Genomic DNA, 26,873 nt, shown 5'->3' with positions numbered 1-26,873 from the left:
CACGTGACCACGTTAGGGCACGAGCGCGGGAACTCCAACACGTCCGCCGGCCCGCGCGCCGCGCGCACCACCGGGGTGTTGACCGGCGGTCGAGGGTCCTCTACCGTCAGCAGCGGTCACGAGTGCCAGCGCGAAGCCCCGGCTCGCTGGTCGGCAACCCTCCTTTCGCGGCGGGGTGCTCCGGGTGAGGACCTGGCCGTTCGCCGCTCGGCGTCCGGCAAGCGCGGACCCTCGGGTCCACGGACGACGGATGGACCGCTCGTGCACAAGTTCGCCCTGCTCGCTGTCGTCGGCCTGCTGGCCCAGCTGGTCGACGGATCCCTCGGCATGGCCTACGGGGTCACCTCCACGACGCTGCTGCTCGTCGTCGGCGCCAGTCCCGCGGCCGCGTCCGCGACGGTGCACCTGGCCGAGATCGGCACGACCCTGGCCTCCGGTGCGGCGCACTGGCGCTTCGGCAACGTCGACTGGCGCGTCGTGGTGCGCGTCGGCGTCCCCGGGGCGGTGGGCGCGTTCGCGGGCGCGACGGTCCTGTCGTCGCTGCCGATGGAGGTGGCCGCCCCGGTGATCAGCACCCTGCTGCTGCTGCTGGGCGTCTACGTGCTGCTGCGATCGGCCGTCGCCCGCTTCGACGAGCGTTCCCTGCACCGGCCGCTGCGACGCCGGTTCCTCGCCCCGCTGGGGCTGGTGGCCGGCTTCGTCGACGCGACCGGGGGCGGCGGCTGGGGGCCGGTGGGCACCCCGGCACTGCTCGCCTCCGGCCGGCTGGAACCCCGCAAGGTGATCGGCTCGGTGGACACCAGCGAGTTCCTGGTCGCCGTCGCCGCCAGCGCGGGGTTCCTCGTGGGCCTCGGTTCGCAGGGCATCGCCTGGACGTGGGTCCTGGCGCTGTTGGCCGGTGGGCTGATCGCCGCGCCGATCGCGGCCTGGCTGGTGCGGCACGCACCGCCGCAGGTGCTGGGTGCCGCCGTCGGCGCCGTCATCGTGCTCACCAACGCCCGGACGCTGCTGCGCAGCGACGCCGTCGCCGCCCCCGACGCGGTCCGCTGGGTCGTGTACGCGCTCGTCCTGACCGCCGGCGCCGTCGGCGTCGCCCACTCGGTGCGCCGCCACCGTCGGCGCATCACCAGCCCCACCCCCGAGAGCGAGAGGAGCGGCGCGCAGTGACGTACGTCATCGCCCAGCCCTGCGTGGACGTGAAGGACAAGGCCTGCATCGAGGAGTGCCCTGTCGACTGCATCTACGAGGGCGAGCGTTCGCTGTACATCCACCCCGACGAGTGCGTCGACTGCGGGGCGTGCGAGCCGGTGTGCCCGGTGGAGGCGATCTACTACGAGGACGACGTGCCCGAGCAGTGGTCGGCGTTCACCGCGGCCAACGTGGAGTTCTTCGACACCGTCGGCTCGCCCGGTGGTGCGGCGAAGATGGGCCTGATCGCCGCTGACCACCCGGTGGTCAGCGCGCTGCCGCCGCAGGGCGAGGGGCACTGAGCGCCCCGGCACCAGGCGAACACCGGCACCACCAGCACCACGGCACCACCAGCACCGCCACCCCATCCAGAGCGGCCGAGAGTCCTGGCTCGACGACGCCGCAGCAACCCCCCGGTCCCCGGGAGCGGGTGCTTCCGCCAGGTCGATGGAGTCGACGATGTCCACCCACCGCCCCACCTCCCGCCCCGCCGAGCACCGCGCGCGCCGGTGACCGTCGGCGCACTGGTCGCCGGCGCCGCCGGGCGGCCGACCCTGAGCTTCGAGTTGTTCCCGCCGCGCTCACCGGCGGCCCGTGACGCCCTGCACGGCACCGTCTCCCGCCTGGCCGCCACGGGCCCGGACTTCTTCTCGGTCACCCACGGCGCGGGTGGCGGCACCCGCGACGCCGGCTGCGAGCTGCTGCGCCACCTGCGCCGGGAGACCCGGGCGGTGGCCGTGGCGCACCTGACCTGCGTCGGGGCCACCCGCCGGCAGGTCGTGGACCTGGCCGAGGAGTTCTTCGCCGCGGGTGTGCGCGACGTGCTCGCCGTGCGCGGGGACCCGCCCTCCGGGCGGATCACCGAGCCGGTCCCCGACGACGCCGTGCGGCGCGCCTGCGACCTGGTGGAGCTGGTGCACGTCGCCGACCGGCACCACCGCGTCCGGGCCGGCGCCGCCGTCCTCCCGCTGAGCGTCGCGGTGGCCGCCTTCCCCTCCTCGCGGCGCGCCGGCGACCTGCAGGCGCTGCGCGCCAAGCAGGACGCGGGAGCCTCCTTCGCCATCACCCAGGTCTGCTACTCCGCCCGCGAGTACGCCGACTTCACCGGCCGGGCCCGCGCCGCGGGCATCACCCTGCCGCTGCTGCCGGGGATCATCCCCACCACCGACCCGGCGCGGTTGCTGCGGCTGCAGCAGCTCACGGGGGTCGCCCCGCCCCGGGAGCTGCTGGCGCTGCTGGAGTCGGCCGCTGAGCACGGGGACACCGCGCGCGAGCGCGCCGGCACCCGCTTCGGGCGGGCGCTGGCTCGCGACCTGCTGCACGCCGGCGCCCCCGGCCTGCACCTCTACACGTTCAACGCAGCGCCCGCGGCGCTGGACCTGCTCGAGGGTGTGCACCTCGGCGCCGGGACCCCGACGGTCCCGAGCTCGGCCGGACGGCCGCAGGCATCCGCGGTTCCCCACGACGCCGCCCTCGCGGCTGGAGGATCCCGATGAGCACCGAACCCCGCACCGCAGTTCCCGGCACCGACGTGCCCGCCTGGTCGGCCACCGTCCTCGGCTACCCCCGCATCGGCCCGCGCCGGGAGTCGAAGAAGGCGCTGGAGGCGCTGTGGGCCGGGCGCGCCGACGTCACCGCCACCGAGCGCGCGCTGGCCGCGGTGCGGGCGCGCACCGTGCGCCGCCTGAACGACCTGGGCCTGCACGCCCACGACGCCTCCATCCCGTCGGCGTTCTCCGCCTACGACCAGGTGCTGGACGCGGCGATCGCCGTGGGAGCGGTGCCGCCGCGCTTCGCCGACGTCGTGGGCGCCGACGGGCGGGTCGACCTGGCCGGCCTCTCCACGATCGCCCGCGGCCGCGGGGCGGACGCACCGCTGGAGATGACGAAGTGGTTCGACACGAACTACCACTACCTCGTCCCCGAGATCGGGCCGGACACGGAGTTCCGCTTCGCCGACGACCGGGGCGTGCGGGAGTTCTCCGAGGCGCTGGCCGACGGCTTCCTCACCCGGCCCGTCCTCGTGGGCCCGGTCACGTTCCTGCTGCTGGCCAAGCCCGCCGACGGCAGTCCCGAGGGGTTCGCGCCGATCGACCGCCTGGGCGACCTGCTGCCGGTGTACGCGGAGCTGCTGGCCGCCCACGCCGCCGCCGGGGCCGCGTGGGTGCAGCTGGACGAGCCCGCCCTCGTCAGCGACTCCGCCACCGAGGGCGTCGACGACCTCGCGGACCTCGTGCGCACCGCCTACGACACCCTGCTCACCGCCCCGTCGGCGGCACCCGCGCGCCCGCGCCTGCTGGTGGCCGCCCCCTACGGCGACCTGGGCGAGCACCTGGGGACGCTGGCCGCCACGGCGGTGGACGGGCTCGCGCTGGACCTGGTGCGCGGGTCCGCCCCCGCCGGGCCGGTCCCCGGCCTGGACGGCAAGACCGTCGTCGCCGGGGTCGTCGACGGCCACAACGTCTGGCGCGCCGACCTGGAGCCCGCCCTGGCGCAGCTGCAGGCGCTGGTCCCGCTGGCGGGCACGGTCGTCGCCGGAACGTCCACCTCCCTGCTGCACGTCCCGCACGACGTCACCGACGAGCCCGACCTGGACGAGCGGCTGCGCGGCTGGCTCGCGTTCGCGGACCAGAAGGTCGCCGAGGTCGTGCTGCTGGGGGAGGCGCTGCACCACCCGGGCGCTGGCCCGGGCACCTTCGCGGCCAGCTCGGCGGCGCGCGCCGACCGTCTCGCCGCCCCCGGTGTGGTGCGCCCCGAGGTGCGCGAACGCCTCGACGGCATGGACGAGGACGCGCTGCACCGCAGCGACTACGCGGTGCGGCGTGCCGCGCAGGACGAGGCGCTCGCCCTGCCGCAGCTGCCCACCACCACCATCGGCTCGTTCCCGCAGACCGGGGAGATCCGCGCCGCGCGCGCTGCCCGCACCGCGGGGCGGCTCACCCAGGAGCAGTACGAGGAGTTCCTGCGTGCCGAGATCGACCGCGTGGTGGCGCTCCAGGAGGAGCTGGGTCTGGACGTCGTCGTGCACGGCGAGCCCGAGCGCAACGACATGGTGCAGTACTTCGCCGAGAACCTCGAGGGCTTCGCGGTGACCCGCAACGGCTGGGTCCAGTCGTACGGTTCGCGGTGCGTGCGCCCGCCGATCCTGTGGGGCGACGTGACCCGGCCCGCGCCGATCACCGTCCCGTGGAGCGCGCACGCCGCTTCCCGCACGGCCAAGCCGGTCAAGGGGATGCTCACCGGCCCGGTGACGATCCTGGCCTGGTCGTTCGTGCGCGACGACCAGCCCCTGGCCGACACCGCCCGCCAGGTGGCGCTCGCCCTGCGCGACGAGGTCGCCGACCTGGAGGCCGCGGGCATCGGCGTCGTGCAGGTGGACGAGCCTGCGCTGCGCGAGCTGCTGCCGCTGCGCCGCGCGGACCAGCCCGCCTACCTGGACTGGTCGGTGGCCGCGTTCCGCCTGGCGACCGCCGGCGCCGCGGACGCCACGCAGATCCACACCCACCTGTGCTACTCGGAGTTCGGCGAGGTCATCGACGCCATCGACCGCCTCGACGCCGACGTGACGAGCATCGAGGCGGCCCGCTCGCGCATGGAGGTCCTGCCGGACGTCGCCCGCGCCGGGTTCGCCCGCGGCATCGGCCCGGGCGTCTACGACATCCACTCCCCGCGCGTGCCCAGCAGCGAGGAGGTCGCCGAGCTGCTGCGCCTGGCCGTGGCGTCGCTGCCCGCGCGGCAGGTGTGGGTGAACCCGGACTGCGGGCTGAAGACCCGCGGGTACGCCGAGACGGTCCCCGCGCTGCGGAACCTCGTCGCGGCGGCCGTGGCGGTGCGCGCCGAACTGGGCGCCGCCGTCCCGGCCGGCTGACGGTCCCGGCCGGCCGACGCGCCGGGCGACGGGCCGTCGCCGCTCCCGGAGCGGGACGGCGGGGGCCCGTCGCGAGCGGCGTCAGCGGAGGGGGGACAGGAGCTCCGCGCGCACCGACGTCACGAGCTCACGCACCCGTCGCAGGAACTCCGCCGTCGCCGGGCGCGCCTCGTGCGCGGCGTGCGCGTCCCGGTCGGTGTACTCCTCGTAGAACAGCCGGGCCAGCGGTTCGCCCTCGACCCGGTGCGGGACGTAGGTGAGGGTCCCCGGTTCCTCGGCGAGGATCCCCGGGACGGTCCGGGCGACGAGGTCGTCGAACGCGGCAGCGGCCCCCTCGTCGGGCAGGTCGAAGCGGACTGCGATGGCGAACACGGGGACCTCCGTCGTCGGTTTCCTCAGCGGTGCCGGGCCGGCCGGCGCAACGCATCCTGCCGTGCGCCCCGCCCACCACGTCGACCCCGGCCACCCGGCTCCTCCCCCCCGCTGCGACCGGTGCCCTAGCCTGCCCCACCGTGAGCACCCCGCCGGCACCCGCCTCAGCGTCCCGGACGCGCTGGGGCGCGCGCGGCGCGGTCGCGGCCGGCGGCGTCCTGGGTGCGCTGGCCCGGTACGCCCTCACGTCCGCGCTGCCCACCCCGGCGCGCGGCTGGCCGGTCGGGACCACCGTGGTGAACCTGCTCGGCTGCTTCGCCCTCGGCCTGCTGCTGGAGGCGCTGGCCCGGCGCGGCCCCGACACCGGCCGCCGGCACCTGGTGCGGCTGGGCGCGGGCACGGGCCTGCTGGGCAGCTTCACCACCTGCAGCACGCTCGCGGTGGAGACGGACCTGCTCGCCCGAGAGGGGTCGACGGCCCTGGCGGTGGCGTACCCGCTGGTGTCCGTGGTGACCGGGGTGGCGCTGTGCGGGCTCGGCGTGGTGCTGGCCGCCCGGCTGGTGCCGCGGCCGGGGGAGGGCGCGTGACGCTGCTCGCGCTCGCCGTGGCGGCCGCCGCCGGGGCGCTGGCCCGCTACGGCGTGGACGGGGCGCTCAAACGCCGCTGGCCGCACCGCCCCACCCGGGCGATCCTGGTCGTCAACGTCACCGGCAGCCTGCTGCTGGGCCTGCTCACCGGCCTCGTCCTCGCGCACGGCGCACCGGGCCCGCTGGGCACGGTGCTCGGCACCGGGTTCTGCGGCAGCTACACCACCTTCAGCACGGCCTGCTTCGAGACGCTCGGCCTGCTGCGGCAGGGACGCCCCGCGGCCGCCGTCGCCCACGCCGGCGCGACGATCGTGGCGAGCACCCTCGCGGCGGCCGCCGGGCTCGCCGTGACACTGGCCTGAACCCCGGCCTGGACCCCGGCTCGGACCCCGGTGCGGCGGGGGAGTCAGGACCCGTCGGTGAACCACTCCCGGGCGGGGTGGGAGACCTCGGGCACGCGGCGCTCGCCGTCCTCCGGCGCGGCCCAGCGCACGCCGTTGGCCAGGACCTGCTGGACGTGCGGGTGGTGGTAGACGGGGTACTCCTGGTCGCCGGGGCTGAAGTAGAAGATGCGCCCGCGCCCGCGGGTGAACGTCACGCCCGAGCGGAACACCTCCCCGCCGGCGAAGGAGCTGATGAACAGCAGGTCGTCGGGGTCGGGGATGTCGAACAGCTCCCCGTACGTCTCCTGCCGGTCGATGACGATGGGGCTGGGGACGCCGCGGGCGATGGGGTGCGAGGGTTTGACGTTCCAGACGAGCTCGCGCTCGCCCTCGTTGCGCCAGGCCAGTGAGCACGTCGTCCCCAGCAGCCGGGTGAAGATCTTCGAGAAGTGCCCGGAGTGCAGGACCAGCAGCCCCATCCCGCCCAGGACGTGCTGCCGGACCCGCTCGACGACGTCGTCGGCGACCTCACCGTGGGCGGCGTGACCCCACCACAGCAGCACGTCGGTGCGCGCGAGCACCTCGGCGCTCAGCCCGTGCTCGGGCTCGGCCAGGGTCGCGGTGGACACCTGCGCGTGCGGCAGCAGGCGCCGCAACCCGGCCGCGATCGCGCCGTGGATGCCGTCGGGGTAGTACTCGCCGATGTCCGGCGGGTTGCGGTTCGCCTCGTGGACACCCTCGTTCCACACGAGCACCCGCAGCGCCCGTTCGGTGCCGTTCACAGCGCCTCCCCCCGTTCCACGTCCTCCACCCGGCCGGACCGCACCGAACGCGCAGCCGCCTCGGCCACGGCGAGGCTGCCCAGGTTCGAGCGGCCCGTCACGTCCGGCGCCGGTCCGCCCTGCACGGCCCGGTGGAACTGCTGCAGGCCCGCCGAACGCCCCCACAGGTCCATCGTCGGCAGTTCGACCTCCTGCGGCTCGGCGCCGCCCCGGCTGATCATCACGACGTCGTCCGCCGGGCCCTGCCCGGACCGGCCGGTGAAGGTGATGCGCCCGTGCTCGCCCTCCAGGGCCCACTCGCCGTCCCACGCGGTCTGCGGGCCGCGGCTGACCCAGCTGCCGCGGTAGCTGGCCACCAGACCGCCGGCCATCTCGATCGTCAGGACGGCCGAGGCCTCCTCGGCGAACCTGCTCCACGGCGGGTCGGTGACCCTCGCGTACACGCGCACGGCTTCGCGGCCCGTGACCATCCGCAGCAGGTCGAAGTGGTGGATGGCCATGTCGAACAGCAGCGGGTGCGGGAACGAGTAGTGCCGGTTCGTCCCGACCGGGGCGTCGTTCGCCCAGCGGCGGAAGTCGACGTGCACGACCGACAGGTCGCCGATCGCGCCGTCCGCGACCAGTTCCCGCACCGCGCGCGGGGCCGGGTAGAACCGGTAGTTCTGGCTCACCTGCAGCACGAGCCCGAGGTCCTCGGCGCGCTCGACGGCCGTGCGGGCCTCGGCGAGCGTGCCGGCGAAGGGCTTCTCGACCAGGACGTGCAGACCGGCCTCCAGCGCCTCCAGCGCGATCGGCACGTGCAGCGCCACCGGTGCGGTCACCAGGACGCCGTCGGCGGCCACGGCCTCGAGGGCCCGGCTCAGCGAAGTGAAGCACGCCCGGTCCGGCAGGCCGAGCACCCGCTGCGCGCCCCGCAGGGTCGGCTCGTGCGCGTCGACGACACCGACGCGCTCCACCTCGCCCACCGGGGGGATCGCGTTGCGTTCCCAGTCCAGGCCCCAGCCCCCCAGGCCCACGTGGAGCAGGCGGGTGCGCGGGGAGCTCGTCGTGTCGGCGTCGACCACGGTCGCGAAGCTACACCAGCGCCCCCGCCCCCGCGACGGGCCGCGACCGGGGGCCTGCCCGCGGGGTCAGCCGCGGGTCAGGTCGTCCTCCACGGCGCGGGCGCACGTGCGCAGCCGCGGCAGCAGGTCCCGGCGCATCTGCGCGGTGCTGAACCGGCTCGCCGGCACCGACACGTTCACCGCGGCGACCACGGCCCCCCGGCGGTGCAGCGGCACCGCCAGCGAGCGCACCCCGTCCTCCAGTTCCCGGTCCACCAGGGCGAAACCCTGGTCACGCACGCGCACCAGCTCCGCCAGGAGCGCCTCCGGTTCGTGCAGCGTGCGCTGGGTCAGCGCTCGCGGGCGCGCGTCCCGCAGGCGCGCGGCGGCCTCGGCGGGCTCCAGGGCGGCCAGCAGCACCCGGCCCATCGAGGTGGCGTGCGCCGGGAAGCGGGTGCCCACCGTGATGGTGGCGGCCATGATCCGCCGCGTGGCGACCCGGGCCACGTAGACGATGTCGCCGCCGTCGAGCACCGACACCGAGCAGGACTCACGCACCTGGGCCGACAGCCGCTCCAGGTGCGGCTGCGCCAGTTCCGGCAGCGACAGGCTGGAGAGGTAGCTGTAGCCCAGGTCCAGCACGCGGGGCGTCAGCCGGAACGTGTGCCCGTCGGTGCTGACGTACCCCAGGTCCAGCAGCGTCAGCAGGAACCGGCGCGCCGCCGCCCGCGCCATCCCGGTGCGCCGGGCCACGTCCGCCAGCCCCAGCTCGGGGTGCTCGGCGTCGAAGCAGCGGATGACCGCCAGGCCGCGCGCGAACGCCTGCACCCGCTCGCTGCGCGGTTCGGCGCCGGTGCCTCCCGCGGGGCCCTCCACGGGCCCGTGCGTGCTCAGGAGTCCTCCAGCCGGCGCAGCGCCACCGGCAGCCGGTCGCGCAACCCCCGCACCGTCGTGCCCCACGTCTCGCGGACCACGACGCCCGCCGGTCCCACGTCGAACACCCCCAGGTCCGTGAACACGCGCCGCACGCACGCCAGGCCCGTCAGCGGGTACGTGCACTCCGGCACCAGTTTCGCCGAGCCGTCGCGGGCGAACAGCGTCATCACCACGAAGACCTGCTTCGCGCCGGTGGCCAGGTCCATCGCGCCACCGACGGCGGGGATCGCGCCGGGTGCCCCGGTGTGCCAGTTCGCGAGGTCGCCGTGCTGGGAGACCTGGAACGCGCCCAGCACGCACACGTCCAGGTGGCCGCCGCGCATCATCGCGAAGGAGTCGGCGTGGTGGAAGTACGCCGCCCCGGGCAGTTCCGTCACGGGGACCTTCCCCGCGTTGACGAGGTCGGGGTCGACCTCGTCGCCCACGGCGGCCGGGCCCATGCCGAGCATGCCGTTCTCGGTGTGCAGGGTCACCCCCTGGTCGGGTGCCAGGTGGTCGGCGACGAGCGTGGGCTGCCCGATGCCGAGGTTCACGTAGGAACCGCGGGGGATGTCGCGTGCCACGACCGCGGCCAGCTCGTCGCGGCCCAGGGGGGCGCTGCCGGGGTTCTCGACGGTGCGGAGCGGACCGCTCGCGGTGCTGCCGGTGCTGTTCACGCGCCCGCCTCCCGCACCCGTGCCGGGTTCCCGGTGACGACGACCCGGTCGACGAAGATGCCTGGTGTCACCACCGCCTCGGGGTCGATGGACCCGGTCGCCGCCAGTTCCGTGACCTGCACGACGGTCGTGGTGGCGGCGGTGGCCATGACCGGGCCGAAGTTCCGTGCGGTCCTGCGGTACACGAGGTTCCCGACGCCGTCCGCGCGGTGAGCGGCGATCAGGGCCACGTCCCCGCGGATCGGGAGCTCCAGGACGAACTCGCGGCCGTCGATGGTGCGCCGCTCCTTGCCCTCGGCCAGCGGCGTGCCCACCCCCGTGGGGGTGTAGAACGCCCCGATGCCGGCACCCGCGGCGCGCAACCGCTCGGCGAGGTTGCCCTGCGGGACCACCTCCAGCTCGACCTTCCCCGCCCGGTACAGCTCGTCGAAGACGAACGAGTCGCTCTGCCGGGGGAACGAGCAGACCACCTTGCGCACCTGCCCCGCCGCCAGCAGCGCGGCCAGTCCGGTCGTGCCGTTGCCGGCGTTGTTGTTGACGACCGTGAGGTCCTTCGCGCCGCGGCGCAGCAGGGCGTCGACGAGGGCGTAGGGCATCCCCGCGGTGCCGAAACCCCCGATGAGGACGGTGGAGCCGTCCTGGACGTCGGCGACGGCCTCGTCCGCCGAGGCGCACACGCGCATCACGCGGCGTTCCCGGAAGTGCGCGCGGTGGTGTCGAGGTTCTCCAGCACGACGGCCAGGCCCTGCCCGACACCGATGCAGATCGCCGCCACGCCCCAGCGTTCCCCGGTGGCGCGCAGCACCGCGGCCAGGGTGCCCAGCACCCGCCCGCCGGAGGCGCCCAGCGGGTGGCCCAGGGCGACGGCCCCGCCCCACCGGTTCACGACGGCCGGGTCGACGCCCCAGGCGTCGATGCACGCCAGGGACTGCACCGCGAACGCCTCGTTGAGCTCCACGGCGCCCACGTCGGACCAGCCGATGCCCGCGCGGCGCAGCGCGCGCTCGGCGGCTCCCACGGGCGCGTACCCGAACGACTGCGGCTCCAGCGCGGCCGTGCCGCGCCCGGCGATGCGGGCCAGCGGGTCGCGGCCGACCACGTCCGCGGCGTCCTCGGCGGCGATGAGCAGCGCCGAGGCGCCGTCGCTCAGCGGGGAGGCGTTGCCCGCCGTGATCGTGCCGCCGGGGCGGAACGCCGGGGTCAGGCCGGCCAGCTCCCGCACCGACGTGGTCGGGCGGATCCCCTCGTCGCGCGTCAGGTCGGTGCCGGGCACCTGCACCACCCAGGCGTCGTGGTGCCCGGCGTCCCAGGCGGCCGCGGCGCGGTGGTGCGATCCGGCGGCGAACTCGTCCTGGCGTTCGCGGCCGATGCCGAACCGCTCGGCGAGCTGCTCGTTGGACTCGCCGAGGGAGACGGTCCACTCCCGCGGCATGCGGGGGTTCACCAGGCGCCAGCCGAGCGTGGTGGACACCGCGGTGACGTCCCCGGCGGGGAACGGGCCGTCCGGCTTGGGCAGCACCCACGGGGCGCGGCTCATGGACTCCACGCCCCCGGCGACGACGACGCGGGCGTCGCCGGACTCGATCTCGCGGGAGGCGATCATCGCGGCGTCCAGGCTGGAACCGCACAGGCGGTTGACGGTGGTTCCGGGCACGGTGACGGGGAAGCCGGCCAGCAGCGGTGCCATGCGCCCGACGTTGCGGTTGTCCTCGCCGGCGCCGTTGGCGTTGCCGAGCACCACGTCGTCGACGGCCGCGGGGTCCAGGCCGGGGGAGCGGCGCAGCAGCTCGGACAGCGTGCCCGCCGCGAGGTCGTCGGGGCGCACGCCGGCGAGGGCCCCGCGGAACCTCCCGAACGGGGTGCGGACTGCGTCGTACAGGTGCGCGGCCGGCATCGGTCCTCCGTGTTCGCTGTGCGAACGCTCGTGCGTTCTGCGTACGGACCGAGGATACGTCCGCGCCTCGCGCCGCGGAACCCTCGGCGCCGCCCGCACCCGCGGGCGCGTCAGGCGTCCTCGGCGAGGACCTCGCGGTAGACGCGGAAAGCGGTGTTGGCGTCCGGGACGCCGCAGTAGACCGCCGACTGCAGCAGCACCTCGACGACCTCGGCGCGCGTCAGGCCGTTGCGCACCGCCGCGCGCAGGTGCATCGCCAGTTCCTCGTGGTGGCCGCGGGCGATGAGCGCGGTCAGCGTGACCATCGAGCGCTCCCGCCGCGACAGGCCCTCGCGGGTCCAGATGCCGCCCCAGGCGTACCGCGTGATCATCTCCTGGAAGTCGCGGGTGACGTCGTCCACGCCCGCGGTGGCGCGGTCCACGTGCGCGGCGCCGAGCACCTCGCGGCGCACGGCCATGCCCGCCGCGTACTGCTCGCCCAGCGTGCGCCGCTGCGCGGCGGGTGCCGCCAGCACGTGGTGGCGCAGCAGGTCCGCGACGGTGGCCGGGTCCTCCACCGGCAGCTGGTGCGCGGCGCCGGGCACGACCGTCGCCAGCGCTCCGGGGGCGCGGCCGAGCGAGAGGGTGTCCTCGACCGGCACGACGGCGTCGAGCTCGCCGGCCACCGCGAGCACGGGCACCCGCACCTCGCGCAGGCGGTCGGTGACGTCGAACCCGGCGAGCGCCTCGCAGGCCGCGGCGTACGAGCCGGCGTCGGTGCCCGCGAGGTCCTGCAGCAGCGCGTGCACCACCTGCGGGTGCTCGCGGGCGAACCTGGCCGGGAACCACCGCGCGGCCGAGGTCGGCACCAGCGGCGCGGTGCCGTGCTCGCGCACCTGCGCGGCGCGCTCGCGCCAGCCGTCCGGCGTGCCGATCCTGGCCGCGCTGCAGAACACGCCCACGGCCGAGACGGCGCCCGGGGAGTCCAGGGCCAGCTGCAGGCCGACCGCGCCGCCCAGGGAGTCCCCGGCGTAGGCGAACGGCTCCCCGGGCCGGCCCAGCTCGGCCTGCGCGGCGGCGCCGAACGCGGCGACGTCCGCGGCCAGCCCCGCGGCCGAGAGCGCGGTCGCCGGGTGGGACCCGCCGTGGCCGGGCGGGTCCCACCCGGCCACGACGGCCACCCCGGACAGCCGGCGCGCCACCTCCCCCCACAGCGTCCTGCTCGCGATCCCCAGCGACGGGCCGACCACGAGCAGCGGCAGCCCGTCGCGACCGGGGCGGCCGTCGTCCAGGCGGGTGGTGCTCAGCAGGCTCACGGGTCTCCTCAGGGGGTTCAGCGGACTTCGGGGTGCTTCGGGGCGGGGTGAGGGCGGGGCGGTGCCGGGTGCCGGGGCACTCGGGCGGTGGTCCGACCCGGGCCGCCGCCGGCTCAGCCGCGCGCCCGCGCCAGGACGGCGTCGACGACGAGGTCGGCGGTGCCCAGGTAACCGCGCGGATCGCCCAGGCGCGCCAGCAGGGCGTCCAGCTCGGCGCCCGGGGCGCTGGTGCGCTCGCCGAGCAGCGCTCGCAGCGCCGCCACGTCCCCGCACGCGGCGAGCGCCCCACGGGCGCCGTCGGTGCCCAGCGCCCCGCCCGCGGTGGGCAGCTGGGCCAGGGCGGGCACGAGGCGCTCGGCGAGCACCCCCGGCAGCGCCGCCCGCAGGGTGCGCCCCATCGCGCCGGTGTCGACCTCCAGCCCGACCAGCAGCTCGGTGGCCTGGCGGGCGGCGGCCAGCGACGTGCGGGCCAGCGCCGCCAGGGGAGCCCACTCGGCGTGCCAGGCGCCGGCGGGGCGCTCGTCGCCGGCCGCCGCTGCCGCGGTGTGCAGCTGAGCGGCCAGGGCCGGTGCGGTGTCCGCGGTGCGGCGCACCAGCACCGCCAGGGCGGGGTTGCGCTTCTGCGGCATGGTCGAGGAGGTGCCGCGACCGGGGGCCCCGGGTTCGCGCAGCTCCCCGATCTCGCTGCGCGACCCGGTGAGCACGTCGGCGGCCACGCGGCCGAGGGCGTCGGTCACCGCGGTGAACGCGTCGCCGAGCACCGTGACGGGCCGCCGCGCGGTGTGCCAGGGCGGTCGGTGCGCCAGGCCCAGCCGGCGCGCGGCGTCGGCGGCCACGGCGTCGGCGGCCGCGACCGGGTCGACCGCTCCGGCACCGGCCAGCCGGTCCACCAGGGAGGCGAGGGTCCCCACGGCGCCGCCGAACTGCGCCGGGGCCGGCGGCAGCGCCGTCAACGCGTCGCGGGCGTCCAGCAGGACCGTCAACCACGAGGCGACGCGTGCGGCGAACGTCGTCGGCAGGGCGTGCTGGGTCAGGGTGCGGGCCACGGTGAGGGTGCCGCGGTGGCGCACGGCCAGGTCCGCCAGGGCCGCCACCTGCGCGTCCAGCTCGGTCCTCAGCGCGGTGACGACGTCGCGGGCGCACAGCTGCAGCGCCGTGTCCACGACGTCCTGGCTGGTCAGCCCGCGGTGGACCGCGGCGGCCGCCTCCGCGCCGGCGGTGGCGGCGGCGTGCCGGCGCAGCCCGGCGACCAGCGGGATCACCGGGTTGCCCCCGGCCTCGGCGGCCTCGGCGAGCTCGGCCAACCGGGCTCCGTCGTACTCCTCCGCGGCGCCGGCCAGCGCGCGGCCGCCCGCCGGGCTCAGCCCCGCGGCGGCCAGGGCGTCCAGCCACGCGGCCTCCACCCGCACCAGCGCCGCCACGAGCGCGGTGTCGGTGAACGCCTCGCCGGCGCGGTGCAGGCCCGGCCAGAACAACGACGCGGCCGTCACCGGGCGGTGTGCCGGTGGGGCGCTGCGTGCTCCAGGAACACCGTCTCGCCCTCGCCCTGCAGGTGGACGTCGAAGCGCAGTGAACCGTCCGCCCCGCGCTCGCACACCAGGGTCCGCGCGCGGTCGGGCGCGAGGGTGGACAGCAGGGCGTCGGACGGCAGGTCGCCGCCGGGGGCGGGCAGGTAGGCGCGGGTGAGCAGCCGGTGCATGAGCCCGCGGGCGAACACCGTCACCGCGAAGAACGGCGCGCCGCCGTCGGCGCGGGCGGGCTCGCGCGTCCAGAACCGGTAGCCCCCCGCACGATCGGTGCCGCAGCGGCCGAAACCGGTGAACGTGGCGCCGTCGCGGTCGAACGTCCCCGTTGCGCGGGGCGCGGAACCGTCCTCGCCGGCCTGCCACACCTCCAGCAGCGCGTCGGGGACCGGTACGCCCAGGCCGTCGAAGACGGTGCCGTGCAAGCGCACCGCACCCGCCGCAGCGGGTGGTGCCAGGCGGTTGTCGCCGTCGAAGGGCAGCGCGAACCCGTAGAACGGACCCACCGTCTGCCCGGGGGTGGGGCGCAGCGCGCTCGTGCCCATCAGTGCTCCTCGCCGGGTTCGGGGTCGGGTTCGAGCCGGGTGCGGTGCGTGCCCGTCAGCACGATGTCCCAGCGGTACCCGGTGCACCACTCGTGCTGGGTCACGGAGTGGTCGTAGCGCGCCACCAGCAGTTCCCGGTCCACCGGGTCCGTGACCGACTGGTAGATCGGGTCCAGGTCGAACAGCGGGTCGGCGGGGAAGTACATCTGCGTGACGAGGCGCTGCGTGAACTCCGTGCCGAACAGCGAGAAGTGGATGTGCGCCGGCCGCCACGCGTTGCGGTGGTTCCTCCACGGGTAGGGGCCCGGTTTGATCGTCGTGAACCGGTACCACCCGTCGTCGTCGGTCAGGCACCGGCCCACGCCGAGGAAGTTCGGGTCCAGCGGCGCGGGGTGCTGGTCGCGCGCGTGCGCGTAGCGGCCCGCGGCGTTGGCCTGCCAGACCTCCACGAGCTGCCTGCGCACCGGGCGGCCCTCGCCGTCCACGACGCGGCCGGTGACGACCATCCGCTCGCCGACCGGTTCGCCGGTGGAGGCGATGGTCAGGTCGGCCTCCAGCGGGTCGATGTCGCGCTCGCCGAAGACGGGAGCGGACAGCTCCACGTCCTCGGGGTCGGCGCGCACGGGTTCCTTGGTGGGGTGCCGCAGCACGGAGCTGCGGTACGGCGCGAAGTCCAGGCGCGTGGTGGGCACCCGCTCGCCACGGGCGCGGGCGGCGGCATCGCCGGCGTGCTCCGCGGCGATCTCCGCGCTGATCCGCTCCTGCGTGAAGACCGCCGCGTCGGAGGAGGCGATCCGCTCCTCCGCCGCCACGGCGCCGGCGGGCCCCTCGCGGGTCGCGCGGTCGGTGTCGACGCTCATGCTCGTTCCCTCCCGGGCCGCCGCGGTGCGGCCCGGGGCGAGTGCACCACCGCCCCGTCCCCCTGGCACCCCTGCCTTCCGCGAGGCGGAAGGGCTCCGTTCAGCCCTGGCCGGGCAGGCACCGCTCGATGCCGGCGGCCGTGACCCGCAGAGCCGCCAGCAGCGACTGCTGCACCGGCGAGCCCACCTCGAACGGTGCCAGGACCACGCCGAGGGCCGCCACCACCCGGCCGGCGGCCTCGCGCACCGGCACCGCCAGCGAGGCCGCGCCCGGGGTCATCTCCTGGTCCGTCAGCGCCCAGCCCTGCTCGCGCACGCGGGCGAGCTGCCCGGCCAGCACGTCAGCGTCGGTCACCGCCCAGCGGGTCGGCGCCACCAGGTCGGCGCAGCAGCGCTCCACCACCTCCTCCGGGGCGTGCGCCAGCAGCACCTTGCCGACCCCGGTCGTGTGCAGCGGCAGCCGGCTGCCGACGTCGCTGACGATGGGCACCGACCAGCGGCCCGAGACGCGGTCCACGTACAGCGCCCGGGCGCCGTCGAGTACCGCCAGGTGGACGGTCGCCTTGGTCGCCGCGTGCAGGTCGTGCAGGAACGGCGCGGCGACCACCCCCAGCTCGCTCTGCACGGGGGCCAGCAGCCCCAGGTTCCACAACCGGCGCCCCACGACGTACGTGTCGTCCGGGCGGCGTTCCAGCGCCCCCCACGCCGTCAGCTCCGCGGCGATGCGGTGCGTCGTGGTCAGCGCCAGGCCCGCCCGCTCGGCCAGCCGGGTCAGGTTCAGGCGGCGGTGGGCGCCGTCGAAGGCGCCCAGCACCGCCAGCAGCTTGCCGGCCGCCGTCAGGGGCGGGTGCGCGAGGGGCGGCGGCGTGCTCACGCGACGAGTGTGCCGTCCCGCCGCTTCCGCGCGGCGGAAGGAGCGCGTGCCGCTGCCGCCCCGGGCCGCCTACGGTGCACCGGTGCGCGCGCAACGGAGCCAGGTCGCTGTCGTCGGTGCCGGACCGTCCGGTCTCCTGCTGTCCCACCTGCTGGCCGCCGCCGACGTGGAGTCGGTCGTGCTGGAGTCGCGCAGCGAGGAGCACGTCGCCGCGCGGGTGCGCGCCGGCATCCTGGAGCACTCCACCGTCCAGCTGCTCACCGACGCCGGGCTCGCCGGACGCCTGCGCGCCCAGGGCGACGAGCACCGCGGCATCCACCTGCAGTGGCCGCACGAGCGCCACCACGTCGACTTCGTCGACCTGACGGGGCGCAGCGTGTGGGTCTACGGGCAGACCGAGGTGCAGAAGGACCTCGTCGACGCCGCCCGCGCACGCGGCCAGGACGTGCGCCACGAGGTGGCCGACGTCGCCCTGCACGACCTGGCCGGCGACCACCCGCACGTGACGTTCACCGACGCCTCGGGGAATCCGCAGCGCCTCGACGTCGACGCCGTCGTCGGCTGCGACGGGGCGTTCGGCCCCGGCCGGGCGGCCGTGCCCGAGGCGGTGCGCAGCTCCTGGAGCCGCACCTACCCGTACTCCTGGCTGGGGATCCTCGCCGACGTGCCGCCCTCCACCGACGAGCTCATCTACGCCTGGCACCCCGACGGCTTCGCCATGCACTCCATGCGCTCGGCCACCGTCAGCCGCCTGTACCTGCAGGTGCCCAACGGCACCGACGTCGCCGACTGGCCCGACGACCGGGTCTGGGACGCGCTGGCCACCCGCCTGGGCCACGGCCAGGACGGCTGGGAACTCACCCCGGGCCCCGTCACGGGCAAGAGCGTGCTGCCCATGCGCAGCTACGTGCAGACCCCCATGCGCCACGGCCGGCTGTTCCTGGCGGGCGACGCCGCGCACACCGTGCCTCCCACCGGCGCCAAGGGGCTGAACCTCGCCGTCGCCGACGTCGCCCTCCTCGCGCCCGCCCTGGCCGCGCTGCTGCGCGAGGGGAACCCCGCCCTCGCGGACGCCTACTCGGACACGGCGCTGCGGCGGGTGTGGCGCTGCACCCACTTCTCCTGGTGGATGACGACGATGCTGCACACCTCCGGCGACCCGTTCGACGAGCAGCTGCAGCTGTCGCAGCTGCGCTGGGTCGCCACCAGCGAAGCCGGTGCCGCGGGCCTGGCGGAGAACTACGCCGGGCTGCCGATCGGGTTCTGACCCCCGGGCGTCAGAAGGGGTACGGGGCGATCCCCGGGCGCACCGTCAGCCACTGGGTCTCGGTGAACGCCTCGATGTTCGCCTCCGCGCCGCCGGCACGCCCTCCGGTCCCGGAGGCGCCGACACCGCCGAACGGGACGTTCGCCGCGTCGGAGACGGTCTGCTCGTTGACGTGCACGATCCCGCTGGGGACCGCGTCGGCCACGCGCATGGCGACGCCCACGTCGCCGAGGATCCCCAGCGACAGCCCGTACGGGGTCGCCCGGGCCAGTTCGACGGCCTCGTCCACGTCGGAGAACGGCAGGACGGGCGCGACGGGGCCGAACACCTCCTGCTCCCACGCCGGCATCGAGGTCTCCACCTCGGCCAGCACGGTGGGCGAGTAGAACAGCCCCTCGTGCGTGCCGCCCGCCGCCAGCGTCGCGCCGGCGGCCACGGTGTCGCGCACGATCCGGTCGACGTGCGCGAGCTGCCGCTCGTCGATGATCGGGCCCAGCGCCACCTCGCCGCGGGCCGGGTCGCCCACCGGCAGCTCCCGGGCCTTGTCGGCCAGCAGGTGCACGTACTCGTCGTGCAGGCTCTCGTGGACCAGGTGCCGGCCGGTGGCCATGCAGATCTGACCCTGGTGCAGGAACGAGCCGAAGGCCCCCGCCGAGGCCGCCAGGGCCGGGTCCGCACCCGGCAGGACGATCAGGGCGTTGTTGCCACCGAGCTCCAGGTGGGTGCGCTTGAGGTGCTCCGCGCCCAGCGCGCCCACCCGCCGGCCGGCGGCGGTGGAGCCGGTGAACGCGACCACCCTGACCTCCGGGGCCGTCACCGCGGCCTCCCCGACGTCCGCCCCGCCCGGCAGCACGTGCAGCAGCCCCTCCGGCAGCCCCGCCTCCTGGAACACCCGCGCCAGGACCACCCCGCCGCACACGGGGGTGCGCGGGTCGGGCTTGAGCAGCACCGCGTTGCCCAGCGCCAGGGCGGGGGCGACCGCCCGGATCGACAGGATGAGCGGGAAGTTGAACGGCGCGATGACGGAGACGACCCCCGCCGGGCGGCGGCGCGCGAACGACCAGCGCCCCTGCTCGCCGGCCAGCACGGAGCCCGCCGGGTGCGTGGGCAGCGCCGCCGCCTCGTAGCACTCCTGCGCCGCGGTGCTCGTCTCCGTGGCGGCCTTGACGCCGATCGCGCCGGACTCGCGCACGATCCAGCCCTGCACCTCCGCTGCGTGCTGCTCCCACAGCGCCCCGGCGCGGCGCAGCACAGCGGCCCGCTCCGTCGGGTCCGTCGCCGCCCACCCCCGCTGAGCCGCGGCCGCCCGCGTCGCCGCGGTGCGCACGTCCTCCGGCGTCGCCGCGCCGACCCGGCCCAGGACGGCGCCGGTGGCCGGTTCGGTCACCTCGATCGTCCCGCCCGAGCCGGCCCGCCAGCCGCCGTCGAAGATCCCGCCCCGCCAGTCGTCCCCGAGCAGCACGCCCACCGGTTCGCCCCCTCCAGTCAGCCGACGCGTGCGACCAGTGGACCACGGCGGCCCCGGCGGGCCACGGCCGCGTCGCCCGCGCGGGCGAACCGCGCGGGCCCGCCCGCGCCGCTTCAGTAGGGTCGGCGCCGTGGGGGACCAGCCGGGGGACGGCGCCGAGCAGCCGTTCGTCGCCGTCCGCGACGCCTGCAAGGTCTACGACGACGGCCCGCGGCCGGTGACCGCGCTGCACCACGTGGACCTGGAGGTGCCGCGAGGGCGGTTCGTCAGCGTCATCGGCCCCTCCGGCTGCGGCAAGTCCACGCTCCTGCGGCTGGTGGCGGGCCTGGAGCAGCCCGGCTCCGGGGAGGTCCGCATCTGCGGCGAGACCCCCGCGCGCGCCACCGAGCGCAAGATGATCGGCTTCGTGCCGCAGACCCCCGCCCTGCTGCCGTGGCTGGACGTGCTGGGCAACGTGCGGGTGCTGGAGAAGGTGAACCGCGCCGCGCGCCGCCGCTCCGCTGCCGCGGCGCCGCCCGGCGAGCAGGGGCGCTGCGACCTGGCCGGCGACCCCGTGGCGCTGCTGCGCCGCCTCGGCCTGGGCGACGTGCTGCACCGCCGGCCCGGGCAGCTGTCCGGCGGCATGCAGCAGCGCACCGCCATCGCGCGCGCCTTCGCGCTGCAGCCGCAGGTCCTGCTCATGGACGAGCCGTTCTCGGCGTTGGACGAGTTCACCCGCGAGGCCGCGCAGCTGCAGCTGCTGGACGTGTGGCAGGAGCTGCGCACCACCGTCGTGTTCGTCACCCACTCCATCACCGAGGCGGTGCTGCTGTCCGACACCGTGGTCGTCATGGCCGCCGGGCCGGGGCGCGTCGCCGGGACCGTCCAGGTGGGACTGGACCGGCCCCGGCACTCCGGGCTGCTGGACTCCGCCGTGCTGCACGAGCACGAGCACCGGGTGCGCGAGCTGCTGTCCGACGCCTGGCGGGCCGAGGCGCGGAGCGCCTCGTGAGCCCTCGCGGGGCCCGCGGGGTCCCCGGGGTGCGCAGGGCCCGGCGCGTCGCGCGCCTCGCGCTGCACCCCCGCCGGTGGCTGCCGACCGCCGTGGCGCTGCTGGTGGCCGCTCTCGCCTGGCGGCACGTCGCGCGGGGCAACCCCTACGTGCTGCCCGCCCTGGGCGCGGTCGGCGGGCAGCTGGTGGACGAGCCCCTCTTCTACCTGAGCAACGCCTGGGTGACGCTGTCCGAGGCGCTGCTGGGGCTGGGGCTCGGGGCGGTGGCGGCGTTCGCCGTGGCCGTCGTGGTGTCGGAGTCGCTGCTGCTGCGCCGCGCGCTGATGCCGCTGGCGGTGGTGCTCAACGTCACGCCGGTCGTGGCGATCGCGCCCGCCCTCACGGTGGCCTTCGGGTTCGGGGTGTTCCCGAAGGTCCTCGTGGCGGCCCTGACGACGTTCTTCCCGCTGCTCATGAACACCGCCACGGGCCTGCGCTCCGTGCGCCGCGAGGTGCTGCAGGTCTTCCGCACCGTGCACGCCTCGCGCTGGGACGTGCTGGTGCGCCTGCGCTTCCCCAGCGCGCTGCCCTTCGTGTTCGCCGCGCTGCGGGTGGTGTTCCCCCTGTCGCTGGTCGGCGCGATCGTCGCGGAGTTCACCGCCCCGGGCGCGGCGGCCGGGCTGGGCACCGTCATCAGCGTGGCGTCCCAGAACTCCCAGCTGGACCGCGTCTTCGCCTCCATCGCGTGCCTGGCGCTGATGGGGACGCTGCTGCTGGCGGTGGTCACCGCGGTGGAGCGGCGGGTGCTGTCGTGGCACTCCTCGCAGCAGCGCTGAGACCGGCGGTGGGATCCTCGCCGCGGCACCCCGAGCACGACACCCCGACCAGGAGGCTCGCTTGAGCACCAGCTGCACCCGTCCGCGCCGCACCGCCCCCGCGCTGGCCGCGGCCCTGCTGCTGACCGGCTGCTCCGGCGGCACGGGCGACGCCGACGGCGGGGGGCGAGCGGCGCCCGCTGCGGGCCGGGGCTCGGCCGTCTCCGCCGAGCGGTGCGCGCAGAACGAGGCCGCGGGAACCGTCACCTACGTCACCGGGTACCAGTTCCAGGCGTCGGCGAGCATCCTCGACCCGGTCGCCGCCGAGGCCCTGGGGTACTTCGACGCGCTGTGCCTGGACGTGGAGATCCAGCCCGGCAGCGGCGAGACCGCGCAGAACGCCCAGCTCGTGGCCGCCGGCACCGCGCAGCTGTCCTCCATCGCCGGGGCGTCCGACGTGCTGGTCAACGTCGCCAACGGCGTGGACGTCACCGCCGTCGCCCTGTTCGGGCACGTGCCCGTGGCCACCCTGATGACCGGCCCGGACGTCACCGACCTGCGCCAGCTGGAGGGCACCACCCTGGGCCACAAGGGCGCCCTGCCGGTGACGATCGAGGCCATGCTGCGCACCGCGGGCGTGGACCTGGACCGCGTCGAGCAGGTCTCCGTCGGCTACGACCCCACCGTCCTGGTGCGCGGGCAGGTGCAGTCCCTGACCGGCTACAAGTCCAACGAGCCGCTCACCCTGCGGGAGCTGGGGGAGGAGGTCACCGAGTGGAACCCCGAGGACCACGGCGTCCCCGGCTCGATGGCCACCACGATCGTCGACCCCGGCTTCCTGGCCGAGCACCCCACCGCGGTGCAGGACTTCCTGCGCGCCCAGCTGCACGCCTACGCGCACTGCGAGGAGCACGCCGCCGAGTGCGTCGGGTACGCGGCGCAGAGCTCCCGGGCCGGGTACGACACCGAGCACAACCAGCGGGTCTGGGAGACCGAGACGCAGCTGATCGACTCCTCCCAGCCGGCCGGGCAGCCGCTGGGCGCGATCGACGCCGCCACCGTGCGCGCCGAGGCGGAGTTCCTGGTGGGCATGGGCCAGATCGACGCGGTGCCGGACGTGGACGCCCTCGTGGCCGAGGACGTCGTGGCGGGCCTGTACGAGGGCGCGGAGCTGATCTGGCCCGCCCCCTGACACCGGTGCCTCGCCGGCGGGGCGGGACGCGGGCGACGCCGTAGCATGGCCGGGCCATGTCGAGCCCCTCCAGCCGGCCCGGACGTCCCGATCGCGGGCGTCGCCGTCCCCCCCGGCCCTCCCGGTCCGGCCAGCGCGGGAGTCAGCGCGCTGGCTCCCCGCGCGAGCTGCCCGACGACCCCCGCGCGGCCGAGCTGGCCACCCGCCTGGCCGCCGTCTCGCTGCGCGACGAGGACCGGCTGCGCCGGCGCCTGGCCGTGCTGGCCCGCTCCGGCGACGCCGAGGCCCTGCGCCGCGGCCTGGACGACGTGGCGGCCCAGACCGCCGCGGCCGAGGAGCGCACCCGGCGCCGCGCCGCGGCGGTGCCCGCCCTGCACTACCCGGCCGAGCTGCCGGTCAGCCAGGAGAAGGACCGCATCGCCCGGGCGCTGCGCGAGCACCAGGTCGTCGTGGTCGCGGGGGAGACGGGGTCCGGCAAGACCACCCAGCTGCCCAAGGTGTGCCTGGAGATCGGCCGCGGGGTGCGCGGGCGCATCGGCCACACCCAGCCGCGGCGCATCGCCGCGCGAGCGGTGGCCGAGCGGGTCGCCGAGGAGCTGGGCACCGACGTCGGTGGCCTGGTCGGCTACGCGGTCCGGTTCACCGACACCGTCGGCGAGGACAGCCTCGTGAAGGTCATGACCGACGGCATCCTGCTGGCGGAGATCCAGCGCGACCCGGACCTGCTGCAGTACGACACCCTGGTCGTCGACGAGGCCCACGAGCGCAGCCTGACGATCGACTTCCTGCTGGGCTACCTGGCGCAGCTGCTGCCCCGCCGGCCCGAGCTGAAGCTCGTCATCACCTCGGCGACCATCGAGACCGAGCGGTTCTCGCAGCACTTCGGCGGTGCGCCGGTGCTGGAGGTCTCGGGCCGCACCTACCCCGTGGAGGTGCGCTACCGGCCGCTGGGCGCCGAGGAGCTGGCCGAGGAGCTGGCCGGCGAGCTGGACGACGACGCCGGCGAGACGCTGGACGTCGACGAGCCCGCGCTGCGCGAGGACGACCGCGACCAGACCGAGGGCATCGTCGACGCGGTGCGCGAGCTGGCCGCCGAGGGCCCCGGCGACGTCCTGGTGTTCCTGCCCGGTGAGCGCGAGATCCGCGACACCGCCGACGCCCTCGGCGACCTGCTGCGGGAGCGGGAGTTCCGCGACACCGAGGTGCTGCCGCTGTTCGCGCGGCTGAGCGCCGAGGAGCAGCACCGCGTGTTCCGCCCGCACCGGGGGCGGCGGATCGTGCTGTCCACCAACGTCGCGGAGACGTCGCTGACCGTCCCGGGCATCCGCTACGTCGTCGACGCCGGCACCGCCCGGATCTCGCGCTACAGCCACCGCACGAAGGTGCAGCGGCTGCCGGTGGAGAAGGTCTCGCAGGCTTCCGCGAACCAGCGCGCGGGGCGCTGCGGCCGCGTCGCCGACGGCATCTGCATCCGGCTGTACTCCCAGGCCGACTTCGAGGCCCGCCCGAAGTACACCGACCCGGAGATCCTGCGCACCAACCTCGCCGCGGTCATCCTGCAGATGGCCTCCCTGGGGCTGGGCGACATCGCCGCGTTCCCGTTCGTCGAGCCGCCGGAGGCGCGGGCGATCGCCGACGGCCTGGCGCTGCTGGCCGAGCTGGGCGCGCTGGAACCGGCCCGGCCGTCCGACCGGGGCGTGCCGCGGCTGACCCGCACCGGCCGCGACCTGGCCCGCCTGCCCATCGACCCGCGGCTGGGCCGGATGGTCCTGGAGGGCCGGGCGAACTCCTGCCTGCACGACGTCCTGGTCGTGGTGGCGGCGCTGTCGGTGCAGGACCCCCGCGAACGGCCGCTGGAGCAGCGCGAGCGCGCCGCGCAGCTGCACGCCCGGTTCCGCCACGAGCGCTCGGACTTCCTCACCTACCTGAACCTGTGGAACTACCTGCAGCACCTGCAGCGCGACCTGTCGTCCTCGGCGTTCCGCCGCCGGGTCAAGGCGGAGATGCTGCACTTCCTGCGCATCCGCGAGTGGCAGGACACCTACCACCAGCTGCGCCGCGTCACCCGCGACCTCGGCTTCGAGGTGCAGGTGCCCGAGGTGGAGGACCCCGCCGAGGGCGAGGTGCTGCCCCCCGCCCGGTACGACGGCGACGCGGTGCACCGGTCGCTGCTGGCCGGGCTGCTGGGCAACATCGGCCTGAAGGACGTGCGCGAGGAGAAGCGCGACGCACGCCGGGGCCGCGGGGACGGCCCCCGCCAGCAGGAGTACCTCGGCGCCCGCGGCGCGAAGTTCGCGCTGTTCCCCGGCTCCGCCCTGGGCCGGCGCAACCCCGACTGGGTGGTGGCCGCCGAGCTGGTGGAGACCACGCGCCTGTGGGCCCGGGTCGCCGCGGCGATCGACCCGCGCTGGATCGAGCCGCTGGCCGAGCACGTCGTCAAGCGCCAGCACTCCGAGCCCCGGTGGTCCCGCAAGCGCGCCGCGGTCGTCGCCACCGAGCGCGTCACCCTCTACGGGGTGCCGGTCGTGACCGGTCGCACCGTCGCCTACGGCGGGATCGACCCGGAGCTGTCGCGGGAGCTGTTCATCCGGCACGCCCTCGTGGAGGGCGACTTCGAGACCCGCCACGAGTTCTTCGCCCGCAACCGGGAACTGCTGCAGGAGGCCGAGGAGCTGGAGCACCGGGCGCGGCGGCGCGACATCGTCGTCGACGACGAGGTCCTGTTCGCCTTCTACGACGCGCGGATCCCCGCCGACGTCGTCTCCGGCCGCCACTTCGACGGCTGGTGGAAGCAGGCGCGGCGCACCGACCCCGACCTGCTGACCTTCGACCCGGCCATGCTCGTGGCCGACGACGCCGCGGTCAGCGAGGAGGAGTTCCCCCGCACGTGGCGGCAGGGCGACCTGGAGCTGCCCCTGACGTACGTGTTCGAGCCCGGCTCCCCGCGCGACGGCGTGACGGTGGACGTCCCGCTGGAGGTCGTCAACCGCTTCGACGAGCGCGACCTGCTGTGGCAGGTCCCGGGTTTCCGGCACGAGCTCGTCACCGCGATGCTGCGCTCGCTGCCCAAGCAGCTGCGCAAGAACCTCGCCCCGGCCCCCGACAAGGCCGCCCGGTTCCTCGAGCGCGTCAGCCCCCGCCAGGAGGACTTCTGGGCGGCCTTCGAGGCCGAGCTGCCCCGCCTGGGCGACGGGACGGAGATCTACGCCGAGGACGTGGACTGGTCGCGGGTGCCCGCCCACCTGCGACCGACCGTCCGCATCACCGCCGCCGACGGCTCGGTGCTGGCCGAGGGCAAGGACTTCGCCCGGCTGCGCGAGGCCGTGTCGGTGCAGGTGCGCGAGACGATCGCCGAAGCCGCCGACGAGCTCGCGCGCACCGGTGCCACCGCCTGGCCGGCCGACCCCGGCCCCGCGGACCTGCCCGCGCTCATCCCCGGCACCCACACCACGGTGCGCCGCGGCAGCGAGGTCGTCTCCTTCCCGGCGCTGGTCGACGAGGGCGCGTCGGTGGGCCTGCGCACCTTCGCCACCGCCGCCGAGGCCGCGCACGCCCACCGGGCCGGCACGGTGAGGCTGCTGCTGCTCGTGCTGCCCTCCCCGTTGCGGGCGGTGCAGTCCGGCCTGCCCAACGACGCCAAGCTGCTGCTGGCGCGCGCCCCGCACGGCAACGCCGCCGCCGTGCTCGAGGACTGCCTGCGCGCCGCCGTCGAGAAGCGGCTGGACGCCGCCGGCGGCCCGGTGCGCAGCGCAGCGGACTTCGCCCGCCTCGCGCGGGAGGTCGGGAGCGGGCTGCTGTCCACGACCACCGAGGTCGTCGACCGCGCGCTGCGCGTGCTGCGCTCGGCCGCGGAGGTGGAGCGGGCGATCTCGCGCACCAGCAGCCTGGCGCTCGTGGCCTCGCTGGCGGACGTGCGCGAGCAGTTCACCGGGCTGGTCCACGCGGGGTTCGTCACCGACGCCGGTGCCGACCGGCTGCCGGACCTGCTGCGGTACCTGCAGGGGATCCTGCGGCGGCTGGCGACGATGCCCGAGAACCCCCAGCGCGACCGGGTGCGGATGGCGGAGTTCGCCCGGGTGCGCGACGAGCACGCCGCGCACCTGCGCCGGGCCGGTGCGACGGTGCCGCCTGAGCTGGTGCGGATCCGCTGGGCGCTGGAGGAGCTGCGGTTGCAGAAGTTCTCCCAGCCCGTGCCCACCGCCGGTCCGGTCAGCGACGAGCGGATCCTCAAGGCCCTCGCCGAGCTCGGCTGATCCGCTGCGGCGCAACAGATTCACCTCTTGCGCTCACCGTCCGCGAGTGCTAACACTGGTGGTGCGGGCGCGGGAAGGCCCCGGCCCGCGAGGGAAGCAGTC

At 76.0% G+C, this 26,873-nt stretch carries 24 protein-coding genes and 2 riboswitches; of the genes, 11 read left to right on the top strand and 13 right to left on the bottom strand.

Translation table 11 applies throughout. From position 1 onward, the window contains the following. Positions 1 to 114 precede the first annotated feature (114 nt). Positions 115 to 230: riboswitch (SAM riboswitch) on the top strand. Between the two features lie 31 nt (positions 231 to 261). From ACRYR8_RS00475 to metE, 4 genes are all read left to right on the top strand, one after another. Further along, positions 262 to 1,167, top strand: coding sequence for a sulfite exporter TauE/SafE family protein (locus ACRYR8_RS00475; RefSeq protein WP_432482111.1), 906 nt, complete (start codon positions 262 to 264; stop codon positions 1,165 to 1,167). Continuing rightward, positions 1,164 to 1,490, top strand: a complete 327-nt coding sequence (gene fdxA, locus ACRYR8_RS00470; protein WP_432482110.1) for a ferredoxin — start codon at positions 1,164 to 1,166, stop codon at positions 1,488 to 1,490. Before ACRYR8_RS00475 ends, fdxA begins: the two co-directional genes overlap by 4 nt. Positions 1,491 to 1,549: 59 nt before the next feature. Next, positions 1,550 to 1,642: riboswitch (SAM riboswitch) on the top strand. Positions 1,643 to 1,697: 55 nt separating this feature from the next. Continuing rightward, positions 1,698 to 2,684 carry a methylenetetrahydrofolate reductase gene (locus tag ACRYR8_RS00465; RefSeq protein WP_432482109.1) on the top strand — a complete coding sequence of 329 codons (987 nt, stop codon included), beginning with the start codon at positions 1,698 to 1,700 and terminating at the stop codon, positions 2,682 to 2,684. Next, positions 2,681 to 5,056, top strand: a complete 2,376-nt coding sequence (metE, locus tag ACRYR8_RS00460; RefSeq protein WP_432482108.1) for a 5-methyltetrahydropteroyltriglutamate--homocysteine S-methyltransferase — start codon at positions 2,681 to 2,683, stop codon at positions 5,054 to 5,056. Before ACRYR8_RS00465 ends, metE begins: the two co-directional genes overlap by 4 nt. 81 nt (positions 5,057 to 5,137) lie before the next feature. On the opposite strand, the gene ACRYR8_RS00455 is transcribed toward metE, so the two are convergent. After that, positions 5,138 to 5,428: a putative quinol monooxygenase gene (locus ACRYR8_RS00455; RefSeq protein ID WP_432482107.1), complete on the bottom strand. Its 291-nt coding sequence runs from the start codon at positions 5,426 to 5,428 to the stop codon at positions 5,138 to 5,140. Positions 5,429 to 5,568: 140 nt separating this feature from the next. Here ACRYR8_RS00455 and ACRYR8_RS00450 point away from each other — a divergent pair, with 140 nt between their 5' ends. Continuing rightward, positions 5,569 to 6,015, top strand: coding sequence for a fluoride efflux transporter FluC (locus tag ACRYR8_RS00450; protein WP_432482106.1), 447 nt, complete (start codon positions 5,569 to 5,571; stop codon positions 6,013 to 6,015). Further along, the gene (locus ACRYR8_RS00445) at positions 6,012 to 6,377 is read left to right on the top strand and encodes a fluoride efflux transporter FluC (RefSeq protein WP_432482105.1); all 366 of its coding nucleotides are present in this window, start codon (positions 6,012 to 6,014) and stop codon (positions 6,375 to 6,377) included. The genes ACRYR8_RS00450 and ACRYR8_RS00445 overlap by 4 nt, the downstream gene beginning before the upstream one ends. A gap of 44 nt (positions 6,378 to 6,421) precedes the next feature. Here the strand turns inward: ACRYR8_RS00445 and ACRYR8_RS00440 are convergent, their stop codons facing one another. The 11 genes from ACRYR8_RS00440 to ACRYR8_RS00390 form a co-directional block, all read right to left on the bottom strand. Next, positions 6,422 to 7,180 carry a ThuA domain-containing protein gene (locus tag ACRYR8_RS00440; protein ID WP_432482104.1) on the bottom strand — a complete coding sequence of 253 codons (759 nt, stop codon included), beginning with the start codon at positions 7,178 to 7,180 and terminating at the stop codon, positions 6,422 to 6,424. Further along, positions 7,177 to 8,244 carry a Gfo/Idh/MocA family protein gene (locus tag ACRYR8_RS00435; RefSeq protein ID WP_432482103.1) on the bottom strand — a complete coding sequence of 356 codons (1,068 nt, stop codon included), beginning with the start codon at positions 8,242 to 8,244 and terminating at the stop codon, positions 7,177 to 7,179. Before ACRYR8_RS00435 ends, ACRYR8_RS00440 begins: the two co-directional genes overlap by 4 nt. Before the next feature lie 66 nt (positions 8,245 to 8,310). Continuing rightward, the gene (locus ACRYR8_RS00430; protein ID WP_432482102.1) at positions 8,311 to 9,099 is read right to left on the bottom strand and encodes an IclR family transcriptional regulator domain-containing protein; all 789 of its coding nucleotides are present in this window, start codon (positions 9,097 to 9,099) and stop codon (positions 8,311 to 8,313) included. A gap of 14 nt (positions 9,100 to 9,113) precedes the next feature. Next, positions 9,114 to 9,749, bottom strand: coding sequence for a 3-oxoacid CoA-transferase subunit B (locus ACRYR8_RS00425; RefSeq protein WP_432482208.1), 636 nt, complete (start codon positions 9,747 to 9,749; stop codon positions 9,114 to 9,116). Positions 9,750 to 9,811: 62 nt separating this feature from the next. Continuing rightward, on the bottom strand, positions 9,812 to 10,498 hold the full coding sequence (locus tag ACRYR8_RS00420) for a 3-oxoacid CoA-transferase subunit A (RefSeq protein ID WP_432482207.1): 687 nt from the start codon (positions 10,496 to 10,498) through the stop codon (positions 9,812 to 9,814). Next, positions 10,498 to 11,709, bottom strand: coding sequence for a thiolase family protein (locus tag ACRYR8_RS00415; protein ID WP_432482101.1), 1,212 nt, complete (start codon positions 11,707 to 11,709; stop codon positions 10,498 to 10,500). The genes ACRYR8_RS00420 and ACRYR8_RS00415 overlap by 1 nt, the downstream gene beginning before the upstream one ends. Before the next feature lie 110 nt (positions 11,710 to 11,819). Continuing rightward, positions 11,820 to 12,995, bottom strand: coding sequence for a bifunctional 3-oxoadipate enol-lactonase/4-carboxymuconolactone decarboxylase PcaDC (gene pcaDC / locus ACRYR8_RS00410; protein WP_432482206.1), 1,176 nt, complete (start codon positions 12,993 to 12,995; stop codon positions 11,820 to 11,822). A gap of 122 nt (positions 12,996 to 13,117) precedes the next feature. Continuing rightward, a complete protein-coding gene (locus ACRYR8_RS00405) occupies positions 13,118 to 14,494 on the bottom strand; it encodes a lyase family protein (protein ID WP_432482100.1) in 1,377 nt (458 codons plus the stop codon). Then, entirely contained in the window at positions 14,491 to 15,072 is a 582-nt protein-coding gene (pcaG, locus tag ACRYR8_RS00400; RefSeq protein ID WP_432482099.1) for a protocatechuate 3,4-dioxygenase subunit alpha, read from the bottom strand. The genes ACRYR8_RS00405 and pcaG overlap by 4 nt, the downstream gene beginning before the upstream one ends. Beyond that, on the bottom strand, positions 15,072 to 15,932 hold the full coding sequence (gene pcaH / locus ACRYR8_RS00395; RefSeq protein ID WP_432482098.1) for a protocatechuate 3,4-dioxygenase subunit beta: 861 nt from the start codon (positions 15,930 to 15,932) through the stop codon (positions 15,072 to 15,074). Before pcaH ends, pcaG begins: the two co-directional genes overlap by 1 nt. Positions 15,933 to 16,032: 100 nt before the next feature. Beyond that, on the bottom strand, positions 16,033 to 16,806 hold the full coding sequence (locus tag ACRYR8_RS00390; protein WP_432482097.1) for an IclR family transcriptional regulator: 774 nt from the start codon (positions 16,804 to 16,806) through the stop codon (positions 16,033 to 16,035). An 82-nt stretch (positions 16,807 to 16,888) separates the two neighbouring features. On the opposite strand from ACRYR8_RS00390, the gene ACRYR8_RS00385 reads away from it, so the two are divergent. Next, positions 16,889 to 18,073 (top strand): 4-hydroxybenzoate 3-monooxygenase, encoded by a 1,185-nt coding sequence (locus ACRYR8_RS00385; protein ID WP_432482096.1) that lies wholly within the window; start codon positions 16,889 to 16,891, stop codon positions 18,071 to 18,073. A 10-nt stretch (positions 18,074 to 18,083) separates the two neighbouring features. Here ACRYR8_RS00385 and ACRYR8_RS00380 read toward each other — a convergent pair whose 3' ends face one another. Then, the gene (locus ACRYR8_RS00380) at positions 18,084 to 19,541 is read right to left on the bottom strand and encodes an aldehyde dehydrogenase family protein (protein ID WP_432482095.1); all 1,458 of its coding nucleotides are present in this window, start codon (positions 19,539 to 19,541) and stop codon (positions 18,084 to 18,086) included. Positions 19,542 to 19,671: 130 nt separating this feature from the next. Here ACRYR8_RS00380 and ACRYR8_RS00375 point away from each other — a divergent pair, with 130 nt between their 5' ends. From ACRYR8_RS00375 to hrpA, 4 genes are all read left to right on the top strand, one after another. Then, positions 19,672 to 20,532, top strand: a complete 861-nt coding sequence (locus ACRYR8_RS00375) for an ABC transporter ATP-binding protein (RefSeq protein WP_432482094.1) — start codon at positions 19,672 to 19,674, stop codon at positions 20,530 to 20,532. Further along, on the top strand, positions 20,529 to 21,347 hold the full coding sequence (locus ACRYR8_RS00370; protein ID WP_432482093.1) for an ABC transporter permease: 819 nt from the start codon (positions 20,529 to 20,531) through the stop codon (positions 21,345 to 21,347). The genes ACRYR8_RS00375 and ACRYR8_RS00370 overlap by 4 nt, the downstream gene beginning before the upstream one ends. 61 nt (positions 21,348 to 21,408) lie before the next feature. After that, the gene (locus ACRYR8_RS00365; protein WP_432482092.1) at positions 21,409 to 22,518 is read left to right on the top strand and encodes an ABC transporter substrate-binding protein; all 1,110 of its coding nucleotides are present in this window, start codon (positions 21,409 to 21,411) and stop codon (positions 22,516 to 22,518) included. A 56-nt stretch (positions 22,519 to 22,574) separates the two neighbouring features. Next, complete coding sequence (hrpA, locus tag ACRYR8_RS00360) at positions 22,575 to 26,771, top strand: ATP-dependent RNA helicase HrpA (protein ID WP_432482091.1); 4,197 nt, start codon at positions 22,575 to 22,577, stop codon at positions 26,769 to 26,771. The last annotated feature ends 102 nt before the right edge of the window (positions 26,772 to 26,873 follow it).

The organism is Kineococcus esterisolvens (assembly GCF_050871405.1).
Classification (GTDB): Bacteria; Actinomycetota; Actinomycetes; order Actinomycetales; family Kineococcaceae; genus Kineococcus.
This window is presented reverse-complemented; position numbering and strand designations above follow the sequence as displayed.

Coding starts and splice junctions, on each gene's coding strand:
- pcaG (WP_432482099.1), bottom strand. CDS start 15,072: ATGGGCACGAGCGCGCTGCGCCCCACCCCCGGGCAGACGGTGGGTCCG.
- pcaH (WP_432482098.1), bottom strand. CDS start 15,932: ATGAGCGTCGACACCGACCGCGCGACCCGCGAGGGGCCCGCCGGCGCC.
- ACRYR8_RS00420 (WP_432482207.1), bottom strand. CDS start 10,498: ATGCGCGTGTGCGCCTCGGCGGACGAGGCCGTCGCCGACGTCCAGGAC.
- hrpA (WP_432482091.1), top strand. CDS start 22,575: ATGTCGAGCCCCTCCAGCCGGCCCGGACGTCCCGATCGCGGGCGTCGC.
- ACRYR8_RS00415 (WP_432482101.1), bottom strand. CDS start 11,709: ATGCCGGCCGCGCACCTGTACGACGCAGTCCGCACCCCGTTCGGGAGG.
- metE (WP_432482108.1), top strand. CDS start 2,681: ATGAGCACCGAACCCCGCACCGCAGTTCCCGGCACCGACGTGCCCGCC.